Source organism: Pseudomonas sp. FSL R10-1339 (assembly GCF_009600545.1).
Classification (GTDB): Bacteria; Pseudomonadota; Gammaproteobacteria; order Pseudomonadales; family Pseudomonadaceae; genus Aquipseudomonas; species Aquipseudomonas bubulae.
The window spans coordinates 1-20793 of sequence record NZ_WIVQ01000048.1 but is presented as its reverse complement, the minus strand read 5'-3'; the positions used below and the strand labels follow the sequence as shown (position 1 = coordinate 20793).

Sequence of the window (20793 nt, the reverse complement as noted above, 5' to 3'; positions counted from 1 at the left end):
ATCGAGCTCCGGTTTTTGCCTGCGCCAGATGCGACAACGGCGCGACACCCGTTTTCACGGATGTCGCGCCTGCATGGGCCGCGGTGTTGTCAGAACGAACTGGTCACAGACGCAAAGTACGCACGGCCTGCCTCGTTGTAGGTTTGCGCGCCCGCCTCGTCCGAGTTGCCCTTGCGGTACAGTTGCTTGTCGAACAGGTTGTTGATGCCCACCCGCACACTGAAGTTTTTGTTGAACTCATAGCCGCTGCTCAAGCCCACCAGACCATAAGGATCGACGGGCTGCTGCACCGACTTGTCCAGTGCTTCATTGGCGCGGTTGTTGCGCTTGGGCGCTTCCTGCTTGCCGTAGTAAGTCCCGCTGACCTGGAACGACAGTTTTTCGGTGGCGTACCAGTCGAGCATGGTGTTGACGGTGTACTTGGGAATGATGCTCAGCGGGTCGCCGGTTTCCTTGTCCTTGCTTTCGATCATGTAGGTCAGGTTGGTGTTCCAGTCCAGATCCTCACGCAAGCTGACAAACAGGTTGCCTTCCACCCCCTGGACGATGGCCTTGCCGCTGTTTTCCCATTGCAGCACGCGACGGCCGTTGGGCAGGCGGAATGCCGATTCGTTGCTGGCATTGATCTTGTTCTGGTAGTCGTTGCGGAAATAGGTGGCACTGGTGCGCCAGGTGCCCTTGTCGAACGCCAGACCGATCTCTTTGTTGACGCTGATTTCCGGTTTGAGATCCGGGTTACCCACCAGGTAGCAGCCACCGATATTCACTTCAACCGAGCTGCAGCCACCACCGCGGCTGTACAGCAGGTAGTTGGGGTTGGACTGGTACAGGTTCGGGGTCTTGTAGGCCCGGGCAATACCGCCCTTGATGCTCAACTCATCGGTGAGCTGATGCGAGGCGTTGAGGCTCGGGCTCCAGTTGCCGCCAAATTCGCTGTGGTGATCGAAGCGCACGCCGGGGGTAACGATGGTTTTGGCGCCGACTTCGATATTGTCTTCGACGTAGAACGCATAGCTGTTGGCCGTGGTTTTGGTTTGCGTACGGTCCGTACCCGGCAGGCCGGGTGTACCGTCAGCCCCCGGATCCCAGCTTTGCGGACGCAACGAGCCCGGGTCATTGAGCGACTCGTAGAGGTATTCACCACCCAGAGTCAGTACCTGGGCGGTGCCCATGTTCAGCGGCAGATTGACCTCACCTGTAGCGCGGGTATTGCGCAGACGCGATTCAAAACTGCCGGCGCTGGCAGAAGGTGCACCTTCACCATAACCGGCCAGGCCTTCGTTGAGACGCGCGTTGCGGGTCAGGTCGTGGGTCAGCGAGGCCGAAGTCGAGCCCCAGTCAAACGAACCATTGTGGGTAGCCGAAAAGGTGCTCCGCTGTAGCACGCTGGTCTCTTTGCCGGTCAGGCTGTTGACGAAGTCACCCCCGCTGTTGAGCATGGTGTCGCCGGCAAAAATATTGCCCTGGCGGCTGTAACTGGCTTCCAGGTCCAGGCTCTGCTCAGGGGTGAATTGCCAGCTGAGCAGGCCGTTGATGTCTTTGTTGCGCACGCCTTCGCGGCCCGCCACGACGCTGTCGGGGGAGGCCTGGGCAGCGGTATTGATGCCCGGATCGTCAGCATCGGTCTTGTTCAGGCCGCCATACACACGAAACACCAGATCATCCGTGATCGGCCCGCTGAGGTTGAAGTTGGTGCGTTTGCTGACACCTTCGGCGTCGTCTTCCGGCGCCAGGTAATAGGCGGTCAACGAGCCTTTTAGCTTGTCCGATGGACGCTTGGTGATGATATTGACCACCCCGCCCATTGCCCCTGAACCGTAGTGCGCCGCTGCCGGGCCGCGCAGGATCTCGATGCGCTCGACTTCTTCGGCCGGTACCCAGTTGGTTTCGCCGCGGGTATCACGGTCGCCGCTCCAGCCATAGCGCTGGGCGTTGCGCGAAGAAGACGGCTTGCCGTCGATGAGGATCAGGGTGTTTTCCGGGCCCATGCCACGCAGGTCGATCTGCCGGTTATTGCCGCGGGCGCCGCTGGAACTGTTACCGGTGAGGTTGACCCCGGGTTCGCGACGAATGATGTCGGACAGGTCATTGGCCGGCGGGCGTTTCTTGATGTCTTCGGCGGTGATGATCGACACGCCGGGTGCCTGCTTCAGCTCCTGGGCAGCAGTGCCCAATACACGGGTTTCTTCGAGTTGCAACGCCTGGCGGGTGCCATCCACCGGCAAATCGGTGGCCTCTACCGGTACTTCGTCACGCTCACGCTCAAGTGCGTCGGCAAGCAGGGTGGGCGAAGCCAGAGCGGCCATGAGAGCCAGTGAAAGATGACTGCGGTTGAATCGAGACGACATGTCCAGTTGATCCCTTAACAATGGAGTGTGCTCAGCAGGCCAAAGGCTGGTAATTGCTGACGCACGACCTCGAAAGGACCTACGTGTTTAGCTTTCCCCGGCACTGCCAGGGCTGCGATGATAGGGGCTCTCATTTGAGAGTAAAGCGCAAATGACAGCAATACTCATTTGCAAGTTCCGCAATCCCTTTGTTTTAGAGCCTTTTCCCACATAAAATAATTAATACAAAATGTAACAATGCCTTTGGATCAAGAAATCCCCCTGCCCTGTACAATCCTTCATCCTACTTTTTTGAGCCTTATCGCCATGACTGACTAACTGCACATCACTGACCTGTTACCCGGCGACGGTAAAGCGGTGGTCAAAGGTGCCCTGATTACCACGCACTACACCGGCTGGCTCGAAGACGGCACGGTATTCGACTTTTCACATCAGCGCGGCAAGCCGTTCCAGTGCGTGATCGGCACCGGGCGAGTGATCAAGGGCTGGGACATCGGCCTGATGGGCATGCAGGTCGGCGGCAAGCGCGCACTGCAGGTACCCGCGCACCTGGCCTATGGTGAAAGAAGCATGGGCGCGCATATCACACCGAACTCCAACCTGCGGTTTGAGATCGAACTGCTGGAAGTGCTTACACGCGACGATTGAGCGCGACTGCAGGTTGCGCACTAATAGGGAGTTAAATGCTGGTGAATCGATTTTTCAGGTGTTGTTTACCGATTATTCCGCTAATGGTACTGGCAGGTTGCAGCAGTCAGAGCACACAAACACTGCCAAGCCGGACTCCCGACCAGACCCGCGCCCGCATTGTGCAACTGCTCCCGGCCAAAGTTGCAGACCGCACCGGCTGGGCAACGGATATCCAGGTCGCATTCACTGCCCAGGGCCTGGCGGCCACCGATGAAAACCTCTGTTCCGTGCTGGCTGTGACCGAGCAGGAGTCGACCTTTCAGGCCGACCCGCCGGTACCGGGCCTGGGCAAGATCGCCCGCAGCGAAATCAACCGCCGCGCCGGCAAGCTGCATATCCCCGAATTTGTAGTGCGCAGTGCCTTGAGCATCACTTCGCCCGACGGTAAAACCTACAACCAACGCCTGGATGCGGCCCGCACCGAGGGCCAGTTGAGCGCCATTTTTGATGATTTCATCGGCATGGTGCCACTGGGCAAAAGCTTGTTTGGCGGCTTGAACCCGGTGCATACCGGCGGGCCAATGCAGGTCAGCATCGCTTTTGCCGAAAAGCGTGCACGGGACTATCCCTACCCGGTGGCCCACTCGATCCGCCAGGAAGTCTTCACCCGCCGCGGTGGCATGTATTTCGGCATCGCCCATCTGCTCGGTTACCCGGTGGACTACAACCAGTCGCTGTACCGTTTTGCCGACTTCAACGCGGGCTGGTACGCCAGCCGCAATGCCGCTTTTCAGAATGCCGTCAGCCGTGCATCTGGCATACCGCTGGCACTGGATGGCGACCTGACTATTCCGGGCTCTTACGCGGTTGGCTCCACCGAGCGGGCTGTACGCGCCCTGGGCAAGCAACTGGGCCTGAGCAATAACGCTATCCGCCGTCAGCTTGAAAAAGGCGACAGCCTGGACTTCAACGAAACCGACCTGTACCAGGACGTGTTCGCCCTCGCCGACCGCCAGCAAGGCAAGCCGCTGCCCCGTGCGGTATTACCGGGCATCACCCTGCAAAGCCCGAAAATCACCCGCAACCTGACCACCGCCTGGTTTGCCCAGCGGGTTGATGAACGCCGTCAGCGTTGCATCAGCCGGGCAGCGGCCAGCCGTTGATTTTCTGTGGGAGCGAGCCTGCTCGCGAGGGTATCGACACGATCTACCTCACAGACCTTGTCGTCAGTATCGCGAGCAGGCTCGCTGCCACAAAGAGAGGTGCGCAGGCCTGCGAGCAAACGCACAGCTAAAATGCTACAAATTATGTAGCCAGCGCATGCAGGCCTTGTAGTCCCTTGGGCAGGCTGCGATAAGCTGCGCCGCAAGTTCAATCAACAGTCATCAGGAATAATTGATATGTGCGTGGTTTTTGCATGAAATGGCTCAAAGGCATCATTCTGGGAGTCATCCTGCTGGCAGTCGGCGCCGTGGGGCTGGGGCTGTTTTACTTTCTGCCCCAGCACGATGTGGTGATGGTCACGGGGGTTGAGGTCAAGCGCATGGATCACAACGGTGTGATCAGCGCAGAAAACCCGGCTGACGGCCCGACCCGGGATGTGTATTTCATCAACACTGAAGACCCGGTGACCAAGGAGGTCATGGTTTATCGCAACGAAGACACCGGCTGGTCCTTCCCCTGGTATTTCAAGTTCGACTCTGCCGATATCCAGGCCAAGGCCCAGGGTTACTCCCGCGATGCCAACCAGCTGGCGCTGATCCGCTACTACGGCTGGCGTATCAAGATCTTCTCAGTATTTCCCAATATCACCGCGATCGAAGCCACCAACAGCCGGGATGAGCCTTTCCCCTGGTTCAACACGGTGTTCTTCAGCGTGCTGGCACTGCTCTTGATCGTGATTGCCGTCTTTATCAAGCGTCGCGTCAAACGTCGCCCGCAAATGCCGGTCAATTGATCGCTGCGCCCCTGCGGGGGCGCATTCCAGGGGCCGTGAATCGGTCACCCGCGACACCCTCCCCTACGGCCACACCGGCAGTCCTTGACCTCAAGGTTTGCCGGTAGCAACAGCCAACTCGTCTGACACCTCACCATCGGCCTCGCGCTCATGCTCCAGCACCGCCTGGGCCAGGTCTTCGGTGACGCGCATCTCGACCCCGACGGCCGACATTTGTGCCGCCGCGGTAAAGGGTGCAGCGGTCACTGGCTCCGAGCCCTTGGCACGACGCCAGGCAAACAGCAGCACCAGGCCCAGGTTCAGCGCGGCCAGGGCCCAGAATAGCCCGGCTTCACCGACCCGGGTCATCAGCGGCGAAATCACCAGCGGGCTGATGGCACAGCCCAGGGAGTTGATCAGCAACAGGCCCTGGATCATGCTCACAATCGCCCCCGACGATGCCCGATCCGCCGCATGGCTGACCGCCACCGGGTAAATCGCGAAGATACCGCCCCCCAGCAGAAAAAACGCCACTACCAGTAACGGCGAACCCGCTGGCAGCATCAGGATGATCAATGACAGCACTGCGCAGGCAGCGCCCAGCACGATCAATACCAGATGCCGGTCCTGATGGTCCGACCAGCGCCCGACCGGGTACTGCAACAGCATGGCGCCAAGAATCACCCAGGCCATCATATGCCCGACCTCGGTCACGTCCAGGCCGATACGTTGCAGGTACAAGGGCAGCAACGCATACACCGCGGCAATGGCAATACCCGAACCAAAACAGCCAATCACCCCGGTGGGCGTGGCACGCAGCAACTGCAAGGGCATCAGCGGTTCTGCGCGCTCAACAATCGGGGTTGCCCGCGGCAACATGACAATGGGCAACAACGATAGCGAGGCCAATATGGCGGCGATCATAAAGGGCACCGTGTCACCGGTCAGGGCAATGGCGCCCAGGTTGACCTGCCCCAGCAACCCCGCACCGTAGAGGGCAATCATGTACAAAGCCAGCAGGCGCCCGCGAATCTTGGGGTCGGCGGCCATCAACAACCAGCTTTCCACCACCAGGAATACGCCGACGCTGGCCCAACCGTTGACCAGGCGCAGGACAAACCATGTCCAGGGCTCGGATGACATGCCCTGGAACAGGATCGAGGTGGCAATCAATGCCGCGAAGCAGCTGTAGGCGCGGATATGACCGATGCGTACGATCAGCCGGTCATTGAAGATCGAGCCCAGGGTCAGCCCGATAAAATAAGCGGAAGACACAATACCGACCATGGTCGCCGACTGGCCCATGGTGTCCAGGCGCAGTGTGGTCAACGAGGCAAGCATGCCGTTGCCGATACTGATGATAAACAGCCCAAGTAACGGCGCCAGCGCCATCGCCAGCAATTGGACAGACATGATTGACTCAAGACCTCATTGATCAATGGATAACCCGCTCGGGCAAAAGCACAGCGGCACCTGCCGGCAAAGGCCGGGGCGAGACAGAAAAACCGGGGTGTGTGATTGTGCATCCTCGACGCCACGGACGTGGCCGCGAGTGACAGGCAGGGCTCAAGACAAGCATCGACCAGGCAGAATCAGGGCGCGCATAGTAGCCGCAGACAGGTACAAGTTGAAGAGCGCGGCCCGGGATTTGTCAGGCCATTTTGACGCAGGTACCCTCCCCCTTGTTACCCGGCTCTGGAACCGTGCCTTTTTATCCGGTACATGTCGCCATCGGCATGGCTGAGCAACGTATCGGCATCCTCTCCGTCCACGGGGTAAAAGGCCATGCCAATACTGCAAGACGGCATTTTGATCCCGCCGAATTCAGCCCCGAGCGGCTCGGCCATCGCCGCAGTAATCTGTTCGATTTTCCAGGCCACGTCGTCCGCGGACTGGATATCGGTCAACAGCACGGTGAACTCATCACCGCCCATGCGCGCCACCGTGTCCGATTCGCGCACACAACGGTGCAGGCGTTGCGCAGCCATGCACAACACGCGATCGCCCATGGCATGCCCATAGACATCATTGATGTCCTTGAAGTCATTCATATCCACAAACAGCAGGGCCAGGGTGCCTTGGCGCCGATGTGCCGCACGCAGGGCAGATTCCAGGCGGTCATTGAACAGCGAGCGGTTAGTCAGTTTGGTCAGCGGGTCGTGATGGGCCAGAAAACGCAATTCGTCCTCGGCCGCCCTCAAGGCTGTCACGTCCCGCGCAACCCCGATCCGCGCACCGACATCCTCAGACCAGAAGGCAGCCCAGAGGATATGCACGACAGCGCCATCCTTGCGCACATAACGGTTGCGAAAATCGACATGGGCCTGGCCATTCATGACCCGAACAATGGAGGCCCGTGAAATCGCCAGGTCTTCAGGGTGTATATAGTCCGTGATCAGGGTCCCCGTAAGCTCGTCGGCACGGTAGCCGAGCAGGGTCTGGCAGGCATCACTGACAAAGGCAATCCGGTTGTCCCTGTCGACCACAAACACCGTGTCCAGCATCAGGTGGATCAGTTTGGGATAGAGCGCCTGCAGGTCAACGGCCATAGCTCAGGGTGTCCGATTTGAAAATCGCCTTGATCATAGCCTGATAGCAAAGCAATGGCCAAATTACCATTTTATGTGGCATTTTTGGCGTCAAAATCCGGACGTCCGCCTCTCTAACAGTGACACCCAACGGATTGCATCGAGGTGCTAAAGTCAGCATTTGCTCAAACACAGGGACGACCCATGACAGGGCGATATCAAGGAAGCTGCCTGTGTGCAGCGGTCCGTTATGAACTGCTCACAACGCCAAAAGCAGTGAGTCATTGCCATTGCGGACAGTGCCGCAAAGGCCATGGCGCAGCATTTGCTTCCTATGCCAGCATTGCGCGCAGCGCATTGCGGATAGTCCAAGGGGCGGACAGGATCACGGCCTACTCTTCTTCGCCGTCAGTGCTGCGCGAGTTCTGCTCTCAGTGCGGTTCGACCCTGTTCTGGTCACGCAGCGAAGGTGAATTTGCCGACTGGATTTCCATAGCACTGGGCACGCTCGACAGCCCCTTTGTGGCACAAAAGCAAACACACCTTTACCTCGACTCGCCTGTGCACTGGGTTTGACCCTCGCCCTATGGGAGAGGGTCAGGGCGAGGGGCTTTCAACCCCTTCGCCTTGTTATCAGCCCTTGGCCGCCATGGCCGTCACTTCAACCCGCATCCCCGCAACGGCCAGCTCGGCCACGCCCACAGCTGCCCGCACCGGCCAAGGCTTGGCAAAAAATCGCTTGTACACTTCATTGAACGCTGCCCGATCAGCCATATCGGTCAGGTAAATGGTCAGGTGCAACACCCGCTCCATCGAGCTGCCCGCCTTCTCCAGCGCCAGCTTGAGCGCCTGCAATGTGCACTCGCTCTGCTCGACAATCCCGCCCAGTTCCAGGCTGCCATCCGCACGGGTTGGAATCTGCGTCGAAACCAGCAAACCCGCAAAGCCGGCAACATCCGAAGAGATGGAGTCCGCATCAGGATCAGGGATGAAAGTCAGGTCGTGTTGCGACATAAGTGATCACTCGCTTGAGTTAAAACACCTATTGTCCAACGTCCGCTCGCGCCGTGCGCGTCTTTTTGCGCAGCAGCACATTGTCGTGCTTGGCTAAAACTGCCCGTGATCCATTACCATGCGCTTCGCCATGACGTCGTTGCATAGCCTGGAGTGCTCTGTGGAAATCAAACACCTGCGATCATTTGTGACCCTGGCCGAAGAGCTGCACTTCGGCCGCGCCGCGCAACGGCTGTCCATCGTGCAACCGGCCCTGAGCATGCAGATCAAAATGCTTGAAGAAGAGCTGGGGGTGCGTTTGTTCGAGCGTAACCGGCACTCGGTGGCATTGACCGAAGTGGGCACTCTCTTCCTGCCCGAAGCCAGGGCCACGCTCTACCAGTCGGCCCATGCCGCGGATGTAGCCAGGGCGTGCGGGCGCGGCGAAATCGGCCGGGTACGCTTTGGTTTTGTATCCTCGGTACTGCCCCAATTGCTGCCAAGGCTGATCCGCTCGCTGCATGCCCGCTTCCCGCGCATCGAACTGGAACTCAAGGACATGCCGGGCCCGGATCAGGCCGTAGCACTGAAAAACGGCCAGCTTGATTTCGGACTGATGCGTCTGCCGGCCACCATCCCGGGCATCCAGACCCGCGAAGTGCTGCAGGAAAGCTTTATTGTCGCCCTGCCCGGCGACCATCCGCTGGTGGCCTGCACCAGCCTGCACCCAACCGACCTGAGCCAGCTGCCGGTGTTTATCCTGGCCCGGCGCTACGCCCCCGGTTTTTACGACGAAGTGATGCAGGCGCTCACCCACCGGGGTGCGCATCTGCAAAACGCAACCGAGCTGGGCGAGTTCACCACCATGCTGGCGCTGGTCTCTGCCGGGTTGGGGGTCGGTTTGCTGCCGGCCAATGCCGGCCGCGCATTACCTGCCAATGTCATCTCCAGGCCGCTGGAACTGCAGGGCTACCGGGCAACGACCGGGCTGGCATGGACCGAGCTCAACAGCGCAGTGAAAAGCACCGTGTTCAGCTTGCTGGATGAACTCTTTGCGCCGGGTCAGCAGCCCGTTGAGCACTGAGCAAAACCAGCATCTCCTTGCCCGCCATGATCAGCTCAGGGCACGCACCATTGACCTGGCAGGACACGATCAGGCCCTCGCCGATCAGCAGTAACTGCATGGCTGCCACGCGCGGATTCATATAGCCCGCTTGCGCACATATTTCCTCAAGATAGGCCTGAAGGGCCTGCTTGTGCTGGTGCGCCAGCCTGTGCGGCTGCTCTGACAGACTGGCATATTCAGCGGATGCATTGATAAAGGCACAGCCGTAAAAATCCGCTTCCTGAACCCAGGATGCTATGAAATCAAGGTAGCCAGCCGGGCGCTGTGAGACCGCAACCGCATCCACTGCCGCTCGCACTTTCGCCATGAACTCGTTGTGGCGGAGTTCCAGAGCTGCCTCGACCAGATGGTCCTTGCTGGAAAAATGCCGGTACAGCGTCTTCTTGGTAACGCCTGCCTCCTGGCTCAACTGCTCCACCCCGGTGGCGTGAAAACCCTGTCGATAGAACAGGCGCAGGGCGGCGCGGGTGATTGCATCAGACGTACTCATGGGTACTGGCCTCCTGTGGAATGCAACACAGTGTATACCGATCGGTTGACTTGCAGGGATACCGATCGGTATCCTTTTGTCACATCCCCCGTCGCGAGTACTCCCATGTCTGCACGTCGCCTGCTCACATCCGGTGCGCCAGCCGCACCCTCCCTGCGTTTTACGCTGACATCGTTTATGGGTGCAGTCATCGCCATTGGTGCTACTGGCTGGCTGAGCAACCTGTCAGGCACTCCATGGCTTATGGCTTCAATGGGGGCCAGTTGCGTATTGGCCTTTGGCGTCCCCGACTCGCCGCTGGCTCAACCACGCAGCATCATCGGCGGGCATGTCATATCCACCCTGGTCGGACTGATTATTTTGCATACCCTGGGCAATTCGTGGTGGGCCTGCGCATTGGCCGTCGGGCTGGCTCTGGTTGCCATGCAACAGTCCCGTACCCTGCATGCCCCGGCAGGGGCCAACCCGATTGTGGTGCTGATGACCGGCGCGCCGCTGTCTTTTCTGCTGACCCCGGTGCTGGCGGGCTCCATTGTGATCGTGGTGGTTGCCTGGTGCCTGAATAACACACGCCACCGCGGCAGTTACCCCAAGTACTGGTGGTAGTGCGCTGCCTGCAACACCAAAGTAAATGATAAACATTCCTGCTGCTGATACGATTCAGCCCCGCTGCCGAGTCTGAAACGCGCGTCATAGCCGTTTCAACCCACGCACTGAACAGCGAAGTATCAACAACTTCGCACCGTTTATTGCCCGGTTCTCGGCAGCGCGTTCAGTTATCTGCCGTCATTGGTGTGGAGTGTTACGGATGTTGCAAAGGAAGCATGGATTCAAACGGGCAGGCTTTGTGCCACTGGGTGTATGTACCGGCCTGGTGATCAGTTGCACGGTGCTTGCGGGTGAAAACGCGCCCATGCAACTGCCCAGTATTCAGGTCGACGGCGTGCAATCTGCCGAAGACGATACGGACTACCGTGCGGGCTACAGCTCGACGGCTGACAAGACTGAAACGCCCTTTCTGCAGCAGTCGCAAGTGGTCGATACAGTGACCCGTCAGCAACTCAAGGATCAAGCACCGCAAACCCTCGAAGACGTGATCAAGTTCATGCCCGGGGTGGTGGTCAGCAATAACTTCGGCGGCACCCAGGACAGTTTTATCAAGCGCGGATTCGGTAATTCCGATGATGGCGGCGTGTTGCGCGATGGTGTACGCATGCCCATCGGCCGCAACTTTCAACGTGTCACCACCGAGCGCGTGGAGATGCTCAAGGGCCCTGCTTCACTGCTCTACGGCATGCAGGAACCCGGCGGAGTGATCAACGTGATCACGAAAAAACCGCAGTACCAATGGAACAGCACACTGGGCGGCACCCTGAGCGATCAGGGCGGTGGCGATGGCTGGTTCGATGTCACCGGGCCGCTGGGTGACAGCGGGTTCGCCTTTCGATTGATCGGGCAAAACCGCGACGAGGATTACTGGCGCAACTTTGGTCAGAACAAGTCGAAACTGGTCGCCCCTTCGCTGTCCTACGAGTCTGACGATCTGTCGTTTCTCGCCGCTTATGAATACAACGACTACAGCAATACCCTGGACCGTGGCGCGCTGTTCTACAACGGCCATCATGTGGGCAGCCGCGACAAACGCCTGGACGAAAAATGGACCCGCGCCCAAGGCCAGCGTCAGTCGCTCAACACCACCACCGAGTACCGCCTCGACCCCACTTCAAGGGTGCGCCTGACCACGGGCTGGGTGTATGACCATTACAACGACTACCAGGCCGACCCCAGTGAATATCGCCCGGCAACAGGCGAGCTGACCCGGCGGTTTCGTCGTAACGTGGGCGCCAACCGGGAGAACGCTTACCTGTCGCTGGACTGGATTGGTAACAAGACCTGGCTCGGTATCGATCACGACCTGGTCACGGGTGTCGACTATGAAACCCGCCGCGAAGCCAACGGCGACTTCCTGCAAAGCAGCAATGTCGGCGGTTTCTACCCGGCCGACCCGCAGTATGGCCTGCTGCCGCCGGTGGGTAAGGTGAACCCGTCCAACACCAACGGCAAAAGCCATATCAAGGGCCAGTCGCTGTACGTCAAAGACACTATCCACCTGGGCGAAAAATGGATTCTGGCCCCGGGCCTGCGCTATCAGCATTACTCGATCGACTCTGGCGCGGGCCTGGACTTCAAGCAAACCACCGATGAGGGCGAATCCAGGCTTTTGCCCTTCCTGGGGCTGGTGTATCAGATGCGTGACGACCTCTCGCTGTATGGCAACTACAGCCAGTCATTCGCACCCAATGAGATGGAAACCGGCACCACGTTCGAAGGCACCTACAAGTCTGAAACCGGCCGCCAGTACGAAGTCGGCATGAAGTATGACAACGGCGACTGGACCAGCCAGTTGGCGGTGTACGACATCCTGAAAAAGAACGTACAGCAGAACACCGGCGAGCTCGACGCGTTCGGCAATATGATCCAGCGCATTGCCGGTGAAGTGCAGTCAAACGGTCTGGAATGGAGCATGAGCGGACGCCTGAACGCGCAGTGGAGCGTCATCGCCAACTACGCCTACACCGATGCACGGATCAAAAAGGACACCCGGCAAACCGAGGGCAACCGCCTGTTCAACGTGGCCCGTCATGTGGGCGGGGCTTACCTGACCTATGAAGTACCGGCCGATATTTTCGCCGGCCGCTTGCGCCTGGGCTCCGGGGCCCGCTATGTGGGCAAGCGCGCAGGGGATATCAGCAACTCTTTCGAGCTGCCGGACTACACCACGGTGGATGCTTTTGCATCCTGGAAGACCAGCCATCTGCTGGGCAAGGAAACCTCACTGCAGCTCAACGCCAGCAACCTGACCGATCGCAGCTACTTTGTGGCTTCGGGCGGCAACACCCGACGTGTGAGTTGGGGAGAAGGAAGGACGCTGCGCCTGACTGGAGAAGTCAGCTTCTAGCCTGACAGGCAGGCGCGCTCGCGCCTGCCCCTTGGCCCGGTGTTAAGGTCGGGCGGCCGTCACCTCGATCTCTACCAGGTAGTTGGGGTTGGCCAGGCCGGCTACCTGGAACGCCGAGCGGGTTGGCAGCTTGGGCTGGGCCTTGGTGCCGAAGAACTGGGTATAGCCCTTCATAAATCCGGCGAAATCCATTTTGCCGGTTTCCGGCGTGCCCACCAGATACACCTGCATCTTGATCACATCGCCCATGCTCAGGCCCAGGCTTTTGAGGGTAGCCTCGATATTTTTCAGCACGTTGACCGTCTGCACTTCGGTGTCGCCATAGGCCGCCAGGGTCTTGGGATCGGCCTTGCTGTCGGCAATAGGCGGCACCACGCCACTGAGGTTGACCACGGTGACACCCGGTGGAATTTCCACGGCCAGAGAGATCGGGAAGTCCGAGTTGGGCAGCTTGTGACGGATCACTTCTGCGGCGTTGACCTGGGTAGTCATCAGGCCGGCCAGCACCGAGGTCAACACAAAAGCGGGGATCAATTTTTTAGACATTTTTGTATTCCTTGAGGGTCATGAAAAAAGCGCGCAGTCCATGGTTGCTTGTCAGCGTCGGGTGACCGCCTGAACATCCTCCACTGTCACGGAGTCAGCATAGTGATTGCCAAAATGAGTCCGTACATAGTTGACCACCGAGGCTATCTGCTGGTCATCCATGTACTTCTTGAAACCCGGCATACCGCCCTGCCCTGATGTCACCATATACACCGGGTACACCTTGGCCCCCAGTTTCTGGTTGGCAGCCAGCGCCGGGTAGGCGCCCGCCCCGTGGGAGCCCTGGCCTTCAGCCATATGGCAGCCCTGGCAGACCTGATTGAACAGAGCTTCGCCGCTGGCCTGATCGAACTTGCCGGAGGTGGACAGCATCGGCGCATTTTCAGCAAAGGCAGTGGCACTGACCAGCAGGCCTGCCAGGGTAGCGGTGGTTAAAGTCATTCTCATGGCTAACTCCTGGCTCAGGCCGCTTTCGCGCTGGCAATAATATGGGTATGCAGACGCTTGATCGCATCCTGGGAGGACAGGATCGCGCCCTCCATCCAGGCCGGGATATAGGAAGCATGCTCACCGGCAAGGACAATGCGACCGTCAATCTGGCACAGGTTCTTGTAATGCTGCTGGCGGGTTTCAGGGGTCCACAGGCCATAGCAACCGTTGGTCCAGGGCACGCGGTGCCAGCCAACGGCAATGCCGTTTTCGAACTCTGCCGGGTATTGGGGGTGAACCTGGGCACCGTACTCAACGGCTTTCTGCACGCGCATTTGCGGGCTCATGGCGGTGAATTCATAAGCGTTCGGCCCCCAGATATAGGCACCGAGCAATACGCCCTTGCCCTGCTTGCCGTAGTCGGTGCTCGGGTAGCTGATTTTGCTGATCGGCGTATCGGTGTAGCTGATGCCGCCGTAGATATGCTCATCCTGCTCCCAAAAACGGCGCTTGAATTGCAGTCCGACCTTGATCGAAGACTCGTAGGGCACGGCGCGGATCGCGCTCATCATCGGTGCACTGACATCAACCGGCAGTTGCCCGAGGATCGACAGCGGCAATGTGCACACGCACCAGTCGGCCTGCTCCTGTTGTGCCCTGCCGCTACCGTCGCTGTTTTGATAGGTCACGGTCACGCCTTTGTCGTTTTGCTGGATGCGCGTGACCTTGGCGTTGTAATGGATCAGGTCATTGACCTGCTTCTGGAAGGCCTGGGCAATCATGTCCATACCGCCTACGGGCTGGAAAATGCTGCTCTGGAATTCATATTCCTGGCCGCTGGCGATGCTTTGCCACAGATTCGAATCCAGCAGCGCCTTGCAGTCGATCGGCTCGGACGCCACCGCCTCGGGCATCAGGCCACCACCATCGTCCACGGCAAAGCCACGGCGCATGCTGGTTTCGAGGGATTTCTTGTAGGCGTTGCTGCTATCGAGCGCCCCCCATTTGCGCATCACTTCCAGCAGGCGTTCGCGGTCTTCCCGGGTCAGTGCCTGATCCAGGCCGTGCTGATTGACGGCCTTGCTCAACAACTCGGCCACATGCCCCTGAAAGTCCGCCTGCACTTCACGATAACGCTGCGGCTTGCCATTAAACGCCTTGGTGGAATGCACCATTGCGTTGTAGTTGACCTGAATAAAGGGCTCCAGTGCGACGCCGAATTTGTGGCAGTAGTCGAGCACCGCATGGTGGTGGTACGGGATGCGCCAAGGGCCGGGGTTGAGGTACAGGCCCTTGTCGAATTCGCAATGCTGGGTAGCGCCGCCCAGCTCGGTGAAGCGGTCACCGCCACGCAACGTCCAGCAACGCCCACCGGGTTTGGCATTGAACTCCAGCACCTTGACCTGGTAGCCGGCCTTGCGCAGTTCGTAGGCGGCGGTCATGCCGGCCAGCCCGGCCCCGAGGATCAGTACGCGGGTGCCTTTCGGTGCGCCGCTCAAGGCGAAGTCACGCTGGTAATTTGATTCTGCGGCAAAGCCCAATGAGCTCATCGCCTGATACATCGCAGCGGCGCCTGCTGTCACGCCGATCCAGTTGAGTACTTTGCGTCGGCTCACAACCATTGCTTTCTCTTGCATGACCAGTCCTTTGCATCGAAGGGAAATACGCAGGCAATGACTGACGAACAACCCGGCATGCGGCATCGCCCGACCACAGAAATGTCTGCGCCCGGTGATGTCCCAGAGCAAGCGCTATGCCATGAATTAACGAAGGGAGAAAAAACCGCAACCAGAGAAAAGATCGTCAAACAGACACGGCCAAATGCTTCTACTTAGGTCGGGCAGGTCTGTTTTTGGTGCAAAGCGGATGCGCCAGTATTGGGCAGCTCAGGTGGCTGTGTACCTCATGGGCGCATCGCTGCCGGGTCGGGGCAACGCCTCAGGCATGCGGCGTCGGATAGAGCAGCAGTACCAGCCACCCGGCGACATAGAGCCCCAGGCCAAACGTCACATGGGTGATCAGGGTTCGGCGCCTTGCCACGTAAGGAGCCGCCGTCTTCGATGCAGCGATGCCGAAGCCGAAGGCGGGCTGCAAGATAAAAAACGGTGCCGCCATACTGATCAAGCCAGCGGCCAATGCAGGCATCAGCGTGGGATGGAACAACCACTCCACACCCGTGAGTACAACCAGCAGCAACGCGAAGACAATGCCCGTCAGGTAATGAAAAACCCAGCCGATCAGACGCTCATGCCTGACACGCGGCGCAGCCACAATCGAGGTATGCTGAAACTGCCCCTGGCGCATGAGGCCCAGCCAACGACCGACGAGCCCATAGTCAAGGGACGGGATACCAAAGACCCGTGCACGAATTAAAGCGCCTGCGTCCATGATCAAGGTGGCCCCCACGCCAACCAACAGAATACGCAGTACCATCTCACTTGTTTGCATGTTGTACCCTCTGCATTAAGCCTGTTTTGTCGGCCTGGTCAGAGCAGTCTGCAAGTTCAAGTCGACTTGAGGTCAAGCATGAAAGAAATGGAGATCGGTGAAGTGGCACGGCGCTGCGGCCTGCCGCCCTCAACCCTGCGCTACTACGAAGAAAAAGGGCTGATCCGCTCGACAGGCCGTCGGGGCCTGAGCCGTGTGTTCAGTGCGGATGTACTCCAGCGCCTTTCATTGATCGCGCTGGGGCAGTGTTCGGGGTTTTCACTGGACGATATCGCCGCCATGCTGAAGGCGGACGGTCAGCCTGAAATTGATCACCAGCGCCTGGCAGAAAAGGCTGACGAACTTGATCGCACCATCCAGCGCTTGAGTACAATTCGCGACGAGCTCAGGCGAGCAGCAGCCTGCCCCGCTCCCCGTCATATTGAATGCCCTGCCTTTCAGAAAAAACTGGCCTCTGTCAGGCCACGCAGCCTCGACAGGAAAAAACCGGGACGCAGTCAAGCTCCCACGGACAAAAGTCAGAACACCCCATGAATGGCGTTAACAGCCCTGCCCTGTGCGGCTGATAGTGCATCATCGTGGATTTCAGACTGCAAACCAAATTGGCCAGCCAGTGCTTTACGCCCCTTGGGCGTCACTGCAAGCGCCCGGCTGTCGAGGTCCTGGACTACCCATTTGCGGCTCAAGGCCAAGCTCGCCCAGGGCGCTTTCGCCACTCGCCGTAAGTTCATACAAACCCCGGCCGGTAGCTGCTGCAATCAACCTGCCTGCGGCGCAGACGCGGGCGGTGTCGGCATGGTCTTTTCCATCGGCTGGTACACCAGCCCCGCCGACTCGTCCACGTCCCCTGAACACTTAAAGCCATACCGTTCATAGAAACCCACCGAAGGCAGCGAAGCTGCTCACACTCAGCACGGGCCAACGAACGCATGCACAATGCGCTGGCAGCCACTTGCCGACTCCACCCGAGGTATTTATGGGCATCGAAACGTTGAACATGCACATGACCATTAGCAAAGAACGACCGCAAGACATCGAAGCCATCAGTCGCCTGACCGAGGCAGCGTTCAGGAACGAAAAGTATTCAAGCCACACCGAGCATTTCATCGTCAATGCACTGCGGCGCACCGGGCAACTGAGCATCTCCCTGGTGGCGGCAGAACATGACGAAATCCTCGGCCATGTCGCCATTTCCCCTGTCAGCATTTCGTCCAGGGTAACCGGATGGTATGGCCTGGGGCCGATCAGTGTAAGGCCTGACCGTCAGGGCAAGGGCATTGGCTCGGCATTGATGAAGGCCGCACTGCAACAGCTGCGGCAACAGGGCGCAGCGGGTTGCGTCGTGCTGGGCGACCCTGCCTATTATGGCCGCTTCGGGTTTAAAGCCCACCCCGGCCTTGAGTTGCCCGACGTTCCCCCTGAATACTTCCAGGCCCTGTCCTTTACTGGCGAGCTGCCTGTCGGGGTAGTGAAATACGCTGCGGCGTTTGATGCACGCGAGTAAGTGACCGGGCGTGGTGGGCATTGTTGTTCATTTAAACGATTTCTGCCTTTGTGGGAGCGGGCTTGCTCGCGATGGTCGTCAACGATGACGCGTATTAGCTGAGTAAATGCGGCGCCATCAAGAACATCGCGAGCAAGCCCGCTCCCACACTTGAGCAGCATTGCGGGCGTGCTGGGCATTGCTGCGTTAGCTCTGATTACTTACCGGGCAGCAATGCGATCATCCGGTCAAAGGCCGCCAACGGGTACCTGTCATTACGTGGTTGCGCAACGGGCATTTTTGCAGGAAAGCCCACGTGCACACTGCCGGGCAGCACGTGCTCGATCGCGGCGTACCAGGTCAGTAACGCCTGCTGCAGCCGTACATGCAGCTCGAAATTGCTTCTGCGCCGAGTGGAGTCTGCACGGGCTCGCTGCCGTGCCAGTTGCGGGTCTATGCGCCCGACAATGTAAGCGTCTGCAAAGCCGATACGCCCCTGTGCGACAGTGTCACGGGTGGCGTCCAGTTCTGTTAGCCAGTCGTTTGTGCTGGCCTCACCGATCTGCCAGAGGCACCACAGGTAATGAAGCTTGAGCGGGTCGCTGTCGCACACCGCCCATTGAGCCCTGGCTTCCATGGCCAGCGCGGCCTGCCATCGATCGACGTTACGCTCGGCCCAGAAAACTGCGGCTGCGACGGGATCACTGGCACGCTCCGGCACACCGTCAAGACGGCCGTGCTCAGCAATCACATGCGGCCCTCCATGCCGGGTGCACCACGTGGTTTTACCGCTGGCGCTGATGCCTTCAACCACCAAAATCATCGATATGGCTACTCCGGCCACAATAGGGGCTCAGGCAGGAAACTGTTGATCAGACCCGGGATAACCCGGAGCTCAGGTTGGACTCAATAACTGAAAAGCCTGTTCCGCGCCTGCTCCACTGGCTACACGCAAGTACATACAGGGGCCCCGGCTGGCTTGAGCCGCATGAGACTTGCCGACGGATGCCTGAAAAATTTACACACTTTTACTCAAGTCCTTATATCACCCGCTAATGGCTATTTGCTATTGTTTTGGATCCAATCATGGAGGCGTAAAAACATGGACAGGGCCAAGGTATCCAAACGCGGCTGGGCGTGGGCGTACCGGAAACTACGCGACTTGCACTGTTCACGGCTATCGTCGTTTTACAGAGCAACCCTGTATGCGGTTCGCGGTGATAGCGGCACTTTTCGCTGCGACCTGACCAGGCAGGAAATCCGCCTGCATCGATAATAAGCGCCGCTCCCATACGTTGAAGAGGATCATCCTGTTTGAGCTAACCTGGCTTGAACTGCCCTGCTGTCTTCCTGTCTTTGCCCTGCTTGCCGGCGTTGCATTCAATGCTGGAGCGCCCGGGCATGTCCATACGTACTGACGCCTTCAGAGCGACCGAAAGCTTAAAGCTCGTAAATCTGCATGACGAAAATCTTGCTTTGGTTAGGAATGTGCAACATTTTTTGTCAGAATGAATTATGCATAATAATTCTCATTCACAGGTCTGCCCCTCCATGCAATTCGCCTCTGCTTCCCATATGCCCATCCGTATTCTGGCTATTGAGGATGATCCGGTGCTTGCCGCCGACCTGGATAGCCATCTGGGCCAGCGGGGCTTTTCGGTCACGTTGCGTCACGACGCAGACGAAATTCTGCATCTGGTGCGCTCCGAGGGTTTCGATTTGATCCTGATGGACATCATGTTACCCGGCAGCAGTGGCCTGGAGGTGCTCGCCCAAGTGCGCCAGTGCCAGCGTGTCCCGGTCATCCTGATGTCGGCGCTGGGTGCCGAGCAGGACCGGATAACCGGTTTCAGCCAGGGCGCGGACGATTACTTGCCCAAGCCATTCAGCATGCAGGAGATGGATGTACGCATCGATGCCATTCTGAGGCGCGTGGCCTACGAGCACGAGGCCCAGGTAAAAGTGCGCAGCGATTCGCAACTGGAACTTGATCAGCAGGCCATGGATGTTTGCCGCAACGGCCGCTGGGCCGATCTGACCAACACCGAATTCCGGGTACTGGAAATCCTCATGCAGCATCCCGGCGAGGTGTTGAGCAAAGCCTTTCTGTACCAACAGGTCATGCATCGGGCGCACTCACAACATGACCGCAGCCTGGACATGCATGTCAGTCGGGTTCGTCGCAAATTGCAGGCCATCGGTTACAGCGCCGGGCGCGTCGAGACCATACGCGGCATGGGGTATGTGCTGGCGCCGTTGCAGTCATGAGGCTGCCGAACCGGCACTCGCTGCTGTGGCAACTGGTCGGCGTGCTCGCGCTTTTGTGCATGCTGGTGATCAGTTTGCAGGCCGACCTGAGCAAGCGTCTCAAGGATGCCACCGCCCTCCTCTCCGAACCGGCCAAGCAGAGCCATATCGCTTATGCACAACAGGCCGAAACGGCGTGGCGGGAACGCGGCACGCAAGGCGTTGACGAGTTCCTGCACAGCTTGCGCAAACAGGAACGGGTGTGGGCCGCCGTCGTCGATGAGCACCAGCAATCATTGTCTTCGCAGCCTCTGGATGAACATGAGCGTCGTAAGCTCGACTTTGTCCGTCCGCTTCACTGGACCGTAGGACGGCCAAACGGCTGGCCAACGTTCTATGTGCCTTTCAGCGACGACAAAGCGCGTCTGGTCATGGAGCTGCCGCATCGTTTCAACCCGCGTGAGCACTTGCGGGTGTGGGAGGTGCTGCTGCAATGGGTACTGCCGGCGGGCTTGGCGCTGCTGCTCGGCTTCCTGCTCTACCGTGTGTTGATCGCCCCCGTGGTGACCCTGCGCCGCCAGGCGGCAGCATTGAGCTCGGGCAACCTGTCGGCCCGCGCAGGGCCGCAGG

21 protein-coding genes and 1 pseudogene are annotated in these 20793 nt (G+C 59.0%); 11 read left to right on the top strand and 11 right to left on the bottom strand.

Annotation, left to right across the window (positions count from 1 at the left end; all coding sequences use genetic code 11):
• Positions 1–89 precede the first annotated feature (89 nt).
• A complete protein-coding gene (locus GHO03_RS14940) occupies positions 90–2348 on the bottom strand; it encodes a FepA family TonB-dependent siderophore receptor (protein ID WP_153400138.1) in 2259 nt (752 codons plus the stop codon).
• Positions 2349–2666: 318 nt separating this feature from the next.
• Between GHO03_RS14940 and GHO03_RS14935 the strand changes: the two genes are divergently transcribed.
• The 3 genes from GHO03_RS14935 to GHO03_RS14925 all read left to right on the top strand — a co-directional run bounded on the left by GHO03_RS14935 (position 2667) and on the right by GHO03_RS14925 (position 4935).
• Positions 2667–2996 (top strand): FKBP-type peptidyl-prolyl cis-trans isomerase, encoded by a 330-nt coding sequence (locus tag GHO03_RS14935; protein WP_256668610.1) that lies wholly within the window; start codon positions 2667–2669, stop codon positions 2994–2996.
• Between the two features lie 35 nt (positions 2997–3031).
• A complete protein-coding gene (locus tag GHO03_RS14930) occupies positions 3032–4141 on the top strand; it encodes a DUF1615 domain-containing protein (RefSeq protein ID WP_095018628.1) in 1110 nt (369 codons plus the stop codon).
• Positions 4142–4395: 254 nt separating this feature from the next.
• Entirely contained in the window at positions 4396–4935 is a 540-nt protein-coding gene (locus tag GHO03_RS14925; protein WP_095002857.1) for a DUF1523 family protein, read from the top strand.
• Between the two features lie 90 nt (positions 4936–5025).
• On the opposite strand, the gene GHO03_RS14920 is transcribed toward GHO03_RS14925, so the two are convergent.
• Positions 5026–6327, bottom strand: coding sequence for an MFS transporter (locus GHO03_RS14920; protein WP_095002858.1), 1302 nt, complete (start codon positions 6325–6327; stop codon positions 5026–5028).
• Between the two features lie 272 nt (positions 6328–6599).
• Positions 6600–7463 carry a sensor domain-containing diguanylate cyclase gene (locus tag GHO03_RS14915; protein WP_095018626.1) on the bottom strand — a complete coding sequence of 288 codons (864 nt, stop codon included), beginning with the start codon at positions 7461–7463 and terminating at the stop codon, positions 6600–6602.
• A gap of 183 nt (positions 7464–7646) precedes the next feature.
• Here GHO03_RS14915 and GHO03_RS14910 point away from each other — a divergent pair, with 183 nt between their 5' ends.
• The gene (locus GHO03_RS14910) at positions 7647–8018 is read left to right on the top strand and encodes a GFA family protein (RefSeq protein ID WP_095002860.1); all 372 of its coding nucleotides are present in this window, start codon (positions 7647–7649) and stop codon (positions 8016–8018) included.
• Positions 8019–8075: 57 nt separating this feature from the next.
• Here GHO03_RS14910 and GHO03_RS14905 read toward each other — a convergent pair whose 3' ends face one another.
• Positions 8076–8456, bottom strand: a complete 381-nt coding sequence (locus GHO03_RS14905) for a RidA family protein (RefSeq protein WP_095002861.1) — start codon at positions 8454–8456, stop codon at positions 8076–8078.
• A gap of 160 nt (positions 8457–8616) precedes the next feature.
• Here GHO03_RS14905 and GHO03_RS14900 point away from each other — a divergent pair, with 160 nt between their 5' ends.
• The gene (locus GHO03_RS14900) at positions 8617–9519 is read left to right on the top strand and encodes a LysR family transcriptional regulator (RefSeq protein WP_095020727.1); all 903 of its coding nucleotides are present in this window, start codon (positions 8617–8619) and stop codon (positions 9517–9519) included.
• Here GHO03_RS14900 and GHO03_RS14895 read toward each other — a convergent pair.
• Positions 9467–10051 carry a TetR/AcrR family transcriptional regulator gene (locus GHO03_RS14895; protein WP_095025370.1) on the bottom strand — a complete coding sequence of 195 codons (585 nt, stop codon included), beginning with the start codon at positions 10049–10051 and terminating at the stop codon, positions 9467–9469. The genes GHO03_RS14900 and GHO03_RS14895 overlap by 53 nt on opposite strands.
• 105 nt (positions 10052–10156) lie before the next feature.
• Between GHO03_RS14895 and GHO03_RS14890 the strand changes: the two genes are divergently transcribed.
• The gene (locus tag GHO03_RS14890) at positions 10157–10657 is read left to right on the top strand and encodes an HPP family protein (RefSeq protein ID WP_095002864.1); all 501 of its coding nucleotides are present in this window, start codon (positions 10157–10159) and stop codon (positions 10655–10657) included.
• A gap of 202 nt (positions 10658–10859) precedes the next feature.
• Complete coding sequence (locus GHO03_RS14885; protein WP_138738296.1) at positions 10860–13010, top strand: TonB-dependent siderophore receptor; 2151 nt, start codon at positions 10860–10862, stop codon at positions 13008–13010.
• Positions 13011–13052: 42 nt separating this feature from the next.
• Here GHO03_RS14885 and GHO03_RS14880 read toward each other — a convergent pair whose 3' ends face one another.
• The 4 genes from GHO03_RS14880 to GHO03_RS14865 form a co-directional block, all read right to left on the bottom strand.
• A complete protein-coding gene (locus GHO03_RS14880) occupies positions 13053–13556 on the bottom strand; it encodes a RidA family protein (protein ID WP_095002866.1) in 504 nt (167 codons plus the stop codon).
• A 51-nt stretch (positions 13557–13607) separates the two neighbouring features.
• On the bottom strand, positions 13608–14003 hold the full coding sequence (locus GHO03_RS14875) for a cytochrome c (RefSeq protein ID WP_254925240.1): 396 nt from the start codon (positions 14001–14003) through the stop codon (positions 13608–13610).
• Between the two features lie 14 nt (positions 14004–14017).
• Complete coding sequence (locus tag GHO03_RS14870; protein WP_153380882.1) at positions 14018–15547, bottom strand: flavin monoamine oxidase family protein; 1530 nt, start codon at positions 15545–15547, stop codon at positions 14018–14020.
• Between the two features lie 376 nt (positions 15548–15923).
• Positions 15924–16433, bottom strand: a complete 510-nt coding sequence (locus GHO03_RS14865) for a DUF2938 domain-containing protein (protein WP_153380865.1) — start codon at positions 16431–16433, stop codon at positions 15924–15926.
• Positions 16434–16511: 78 nt separating this feature from the next.
• On the opposite strand from GHO03_RS14865, the gene GHO03_RS14860 reads away from it, so the two are divergent.
• Positions 16512–16967, top strand: a complete 456-nt coding sequence (locus tag GHO03_RS14860) for a helix-turn-helix domain-containing protein (protein ID WP_153380863.1) — start codon at positions 16512–16514, stop codon at positions 16965–16967.
• A 224-nt stretch (positions 16968–17191) separates the two neighbouring features.
• Here GHO03_RS14860 and GHO03_RS14855 read toward each other — a convergent pair.
• Positions 17192–17332, bottom strand: a pseudogene (locus GHO03_RS14855) (GNAT family N-acetyltransferase); the annotation flags it as partial.
• A gap of 98 nt (positions 17333–17430) precedes the next feature.
• On the opposite strand from GHO03_RS14855, the gene GHO03_RS14850 reads away from it, so the two are divergent.
• A complete protein-coding gene (locus GHO03_RS14850; protein WP_153380880.1) occupies positions 17431–17937 on the top strand; it encodes a GNAT family N-acetyltransferase in 507 nt (168 codons plus the stop codon).
• A 196-nt stretch (positions 17938–18133) separates the two neighbouring features.
• On the opposite strand, the gene GHO03_RS14845 is transcribed toward GHO03_RS14850, so the two are convergent.
• On the bottom strand, positions 18134–18739 hold the full coding sequence (locus tag GHO03_RS14845; RefSeq protein ID WP_095023725.1) for a hypothetical protein: 606 nt from the start codon (positions 18737–18739) through the stop codon (positions 18134–18136).
• 728 nt (positions 18740–19467) lie between these two features.
• Here GHO03_RS14845 and GHO03_RS14840 point away from each other — a divergent pair.
• Both GHO03_RS14840 and GHO03_RS14835 read left to right on the top strand, forming a co-directional pair.
• Entirely contained in the window at positions 19468–20184 is a 717-nt protein-coding gene (locus tag GHO03_RS14840) for a response regulator transcription factor (protein WP_153380860.1), read from the top strand.
• Positions 20181–20793 (top strand): histidine kinase sensor domain-containing protein (locus GHO03_RS14835; protein ID WP_178110318.1); only part of this gene is annotated, 613 nt, incomplete at its 3' end. The genes GHO03_RS14840 and GHO03_RS14835, both read left to right, overlap by 4 nt.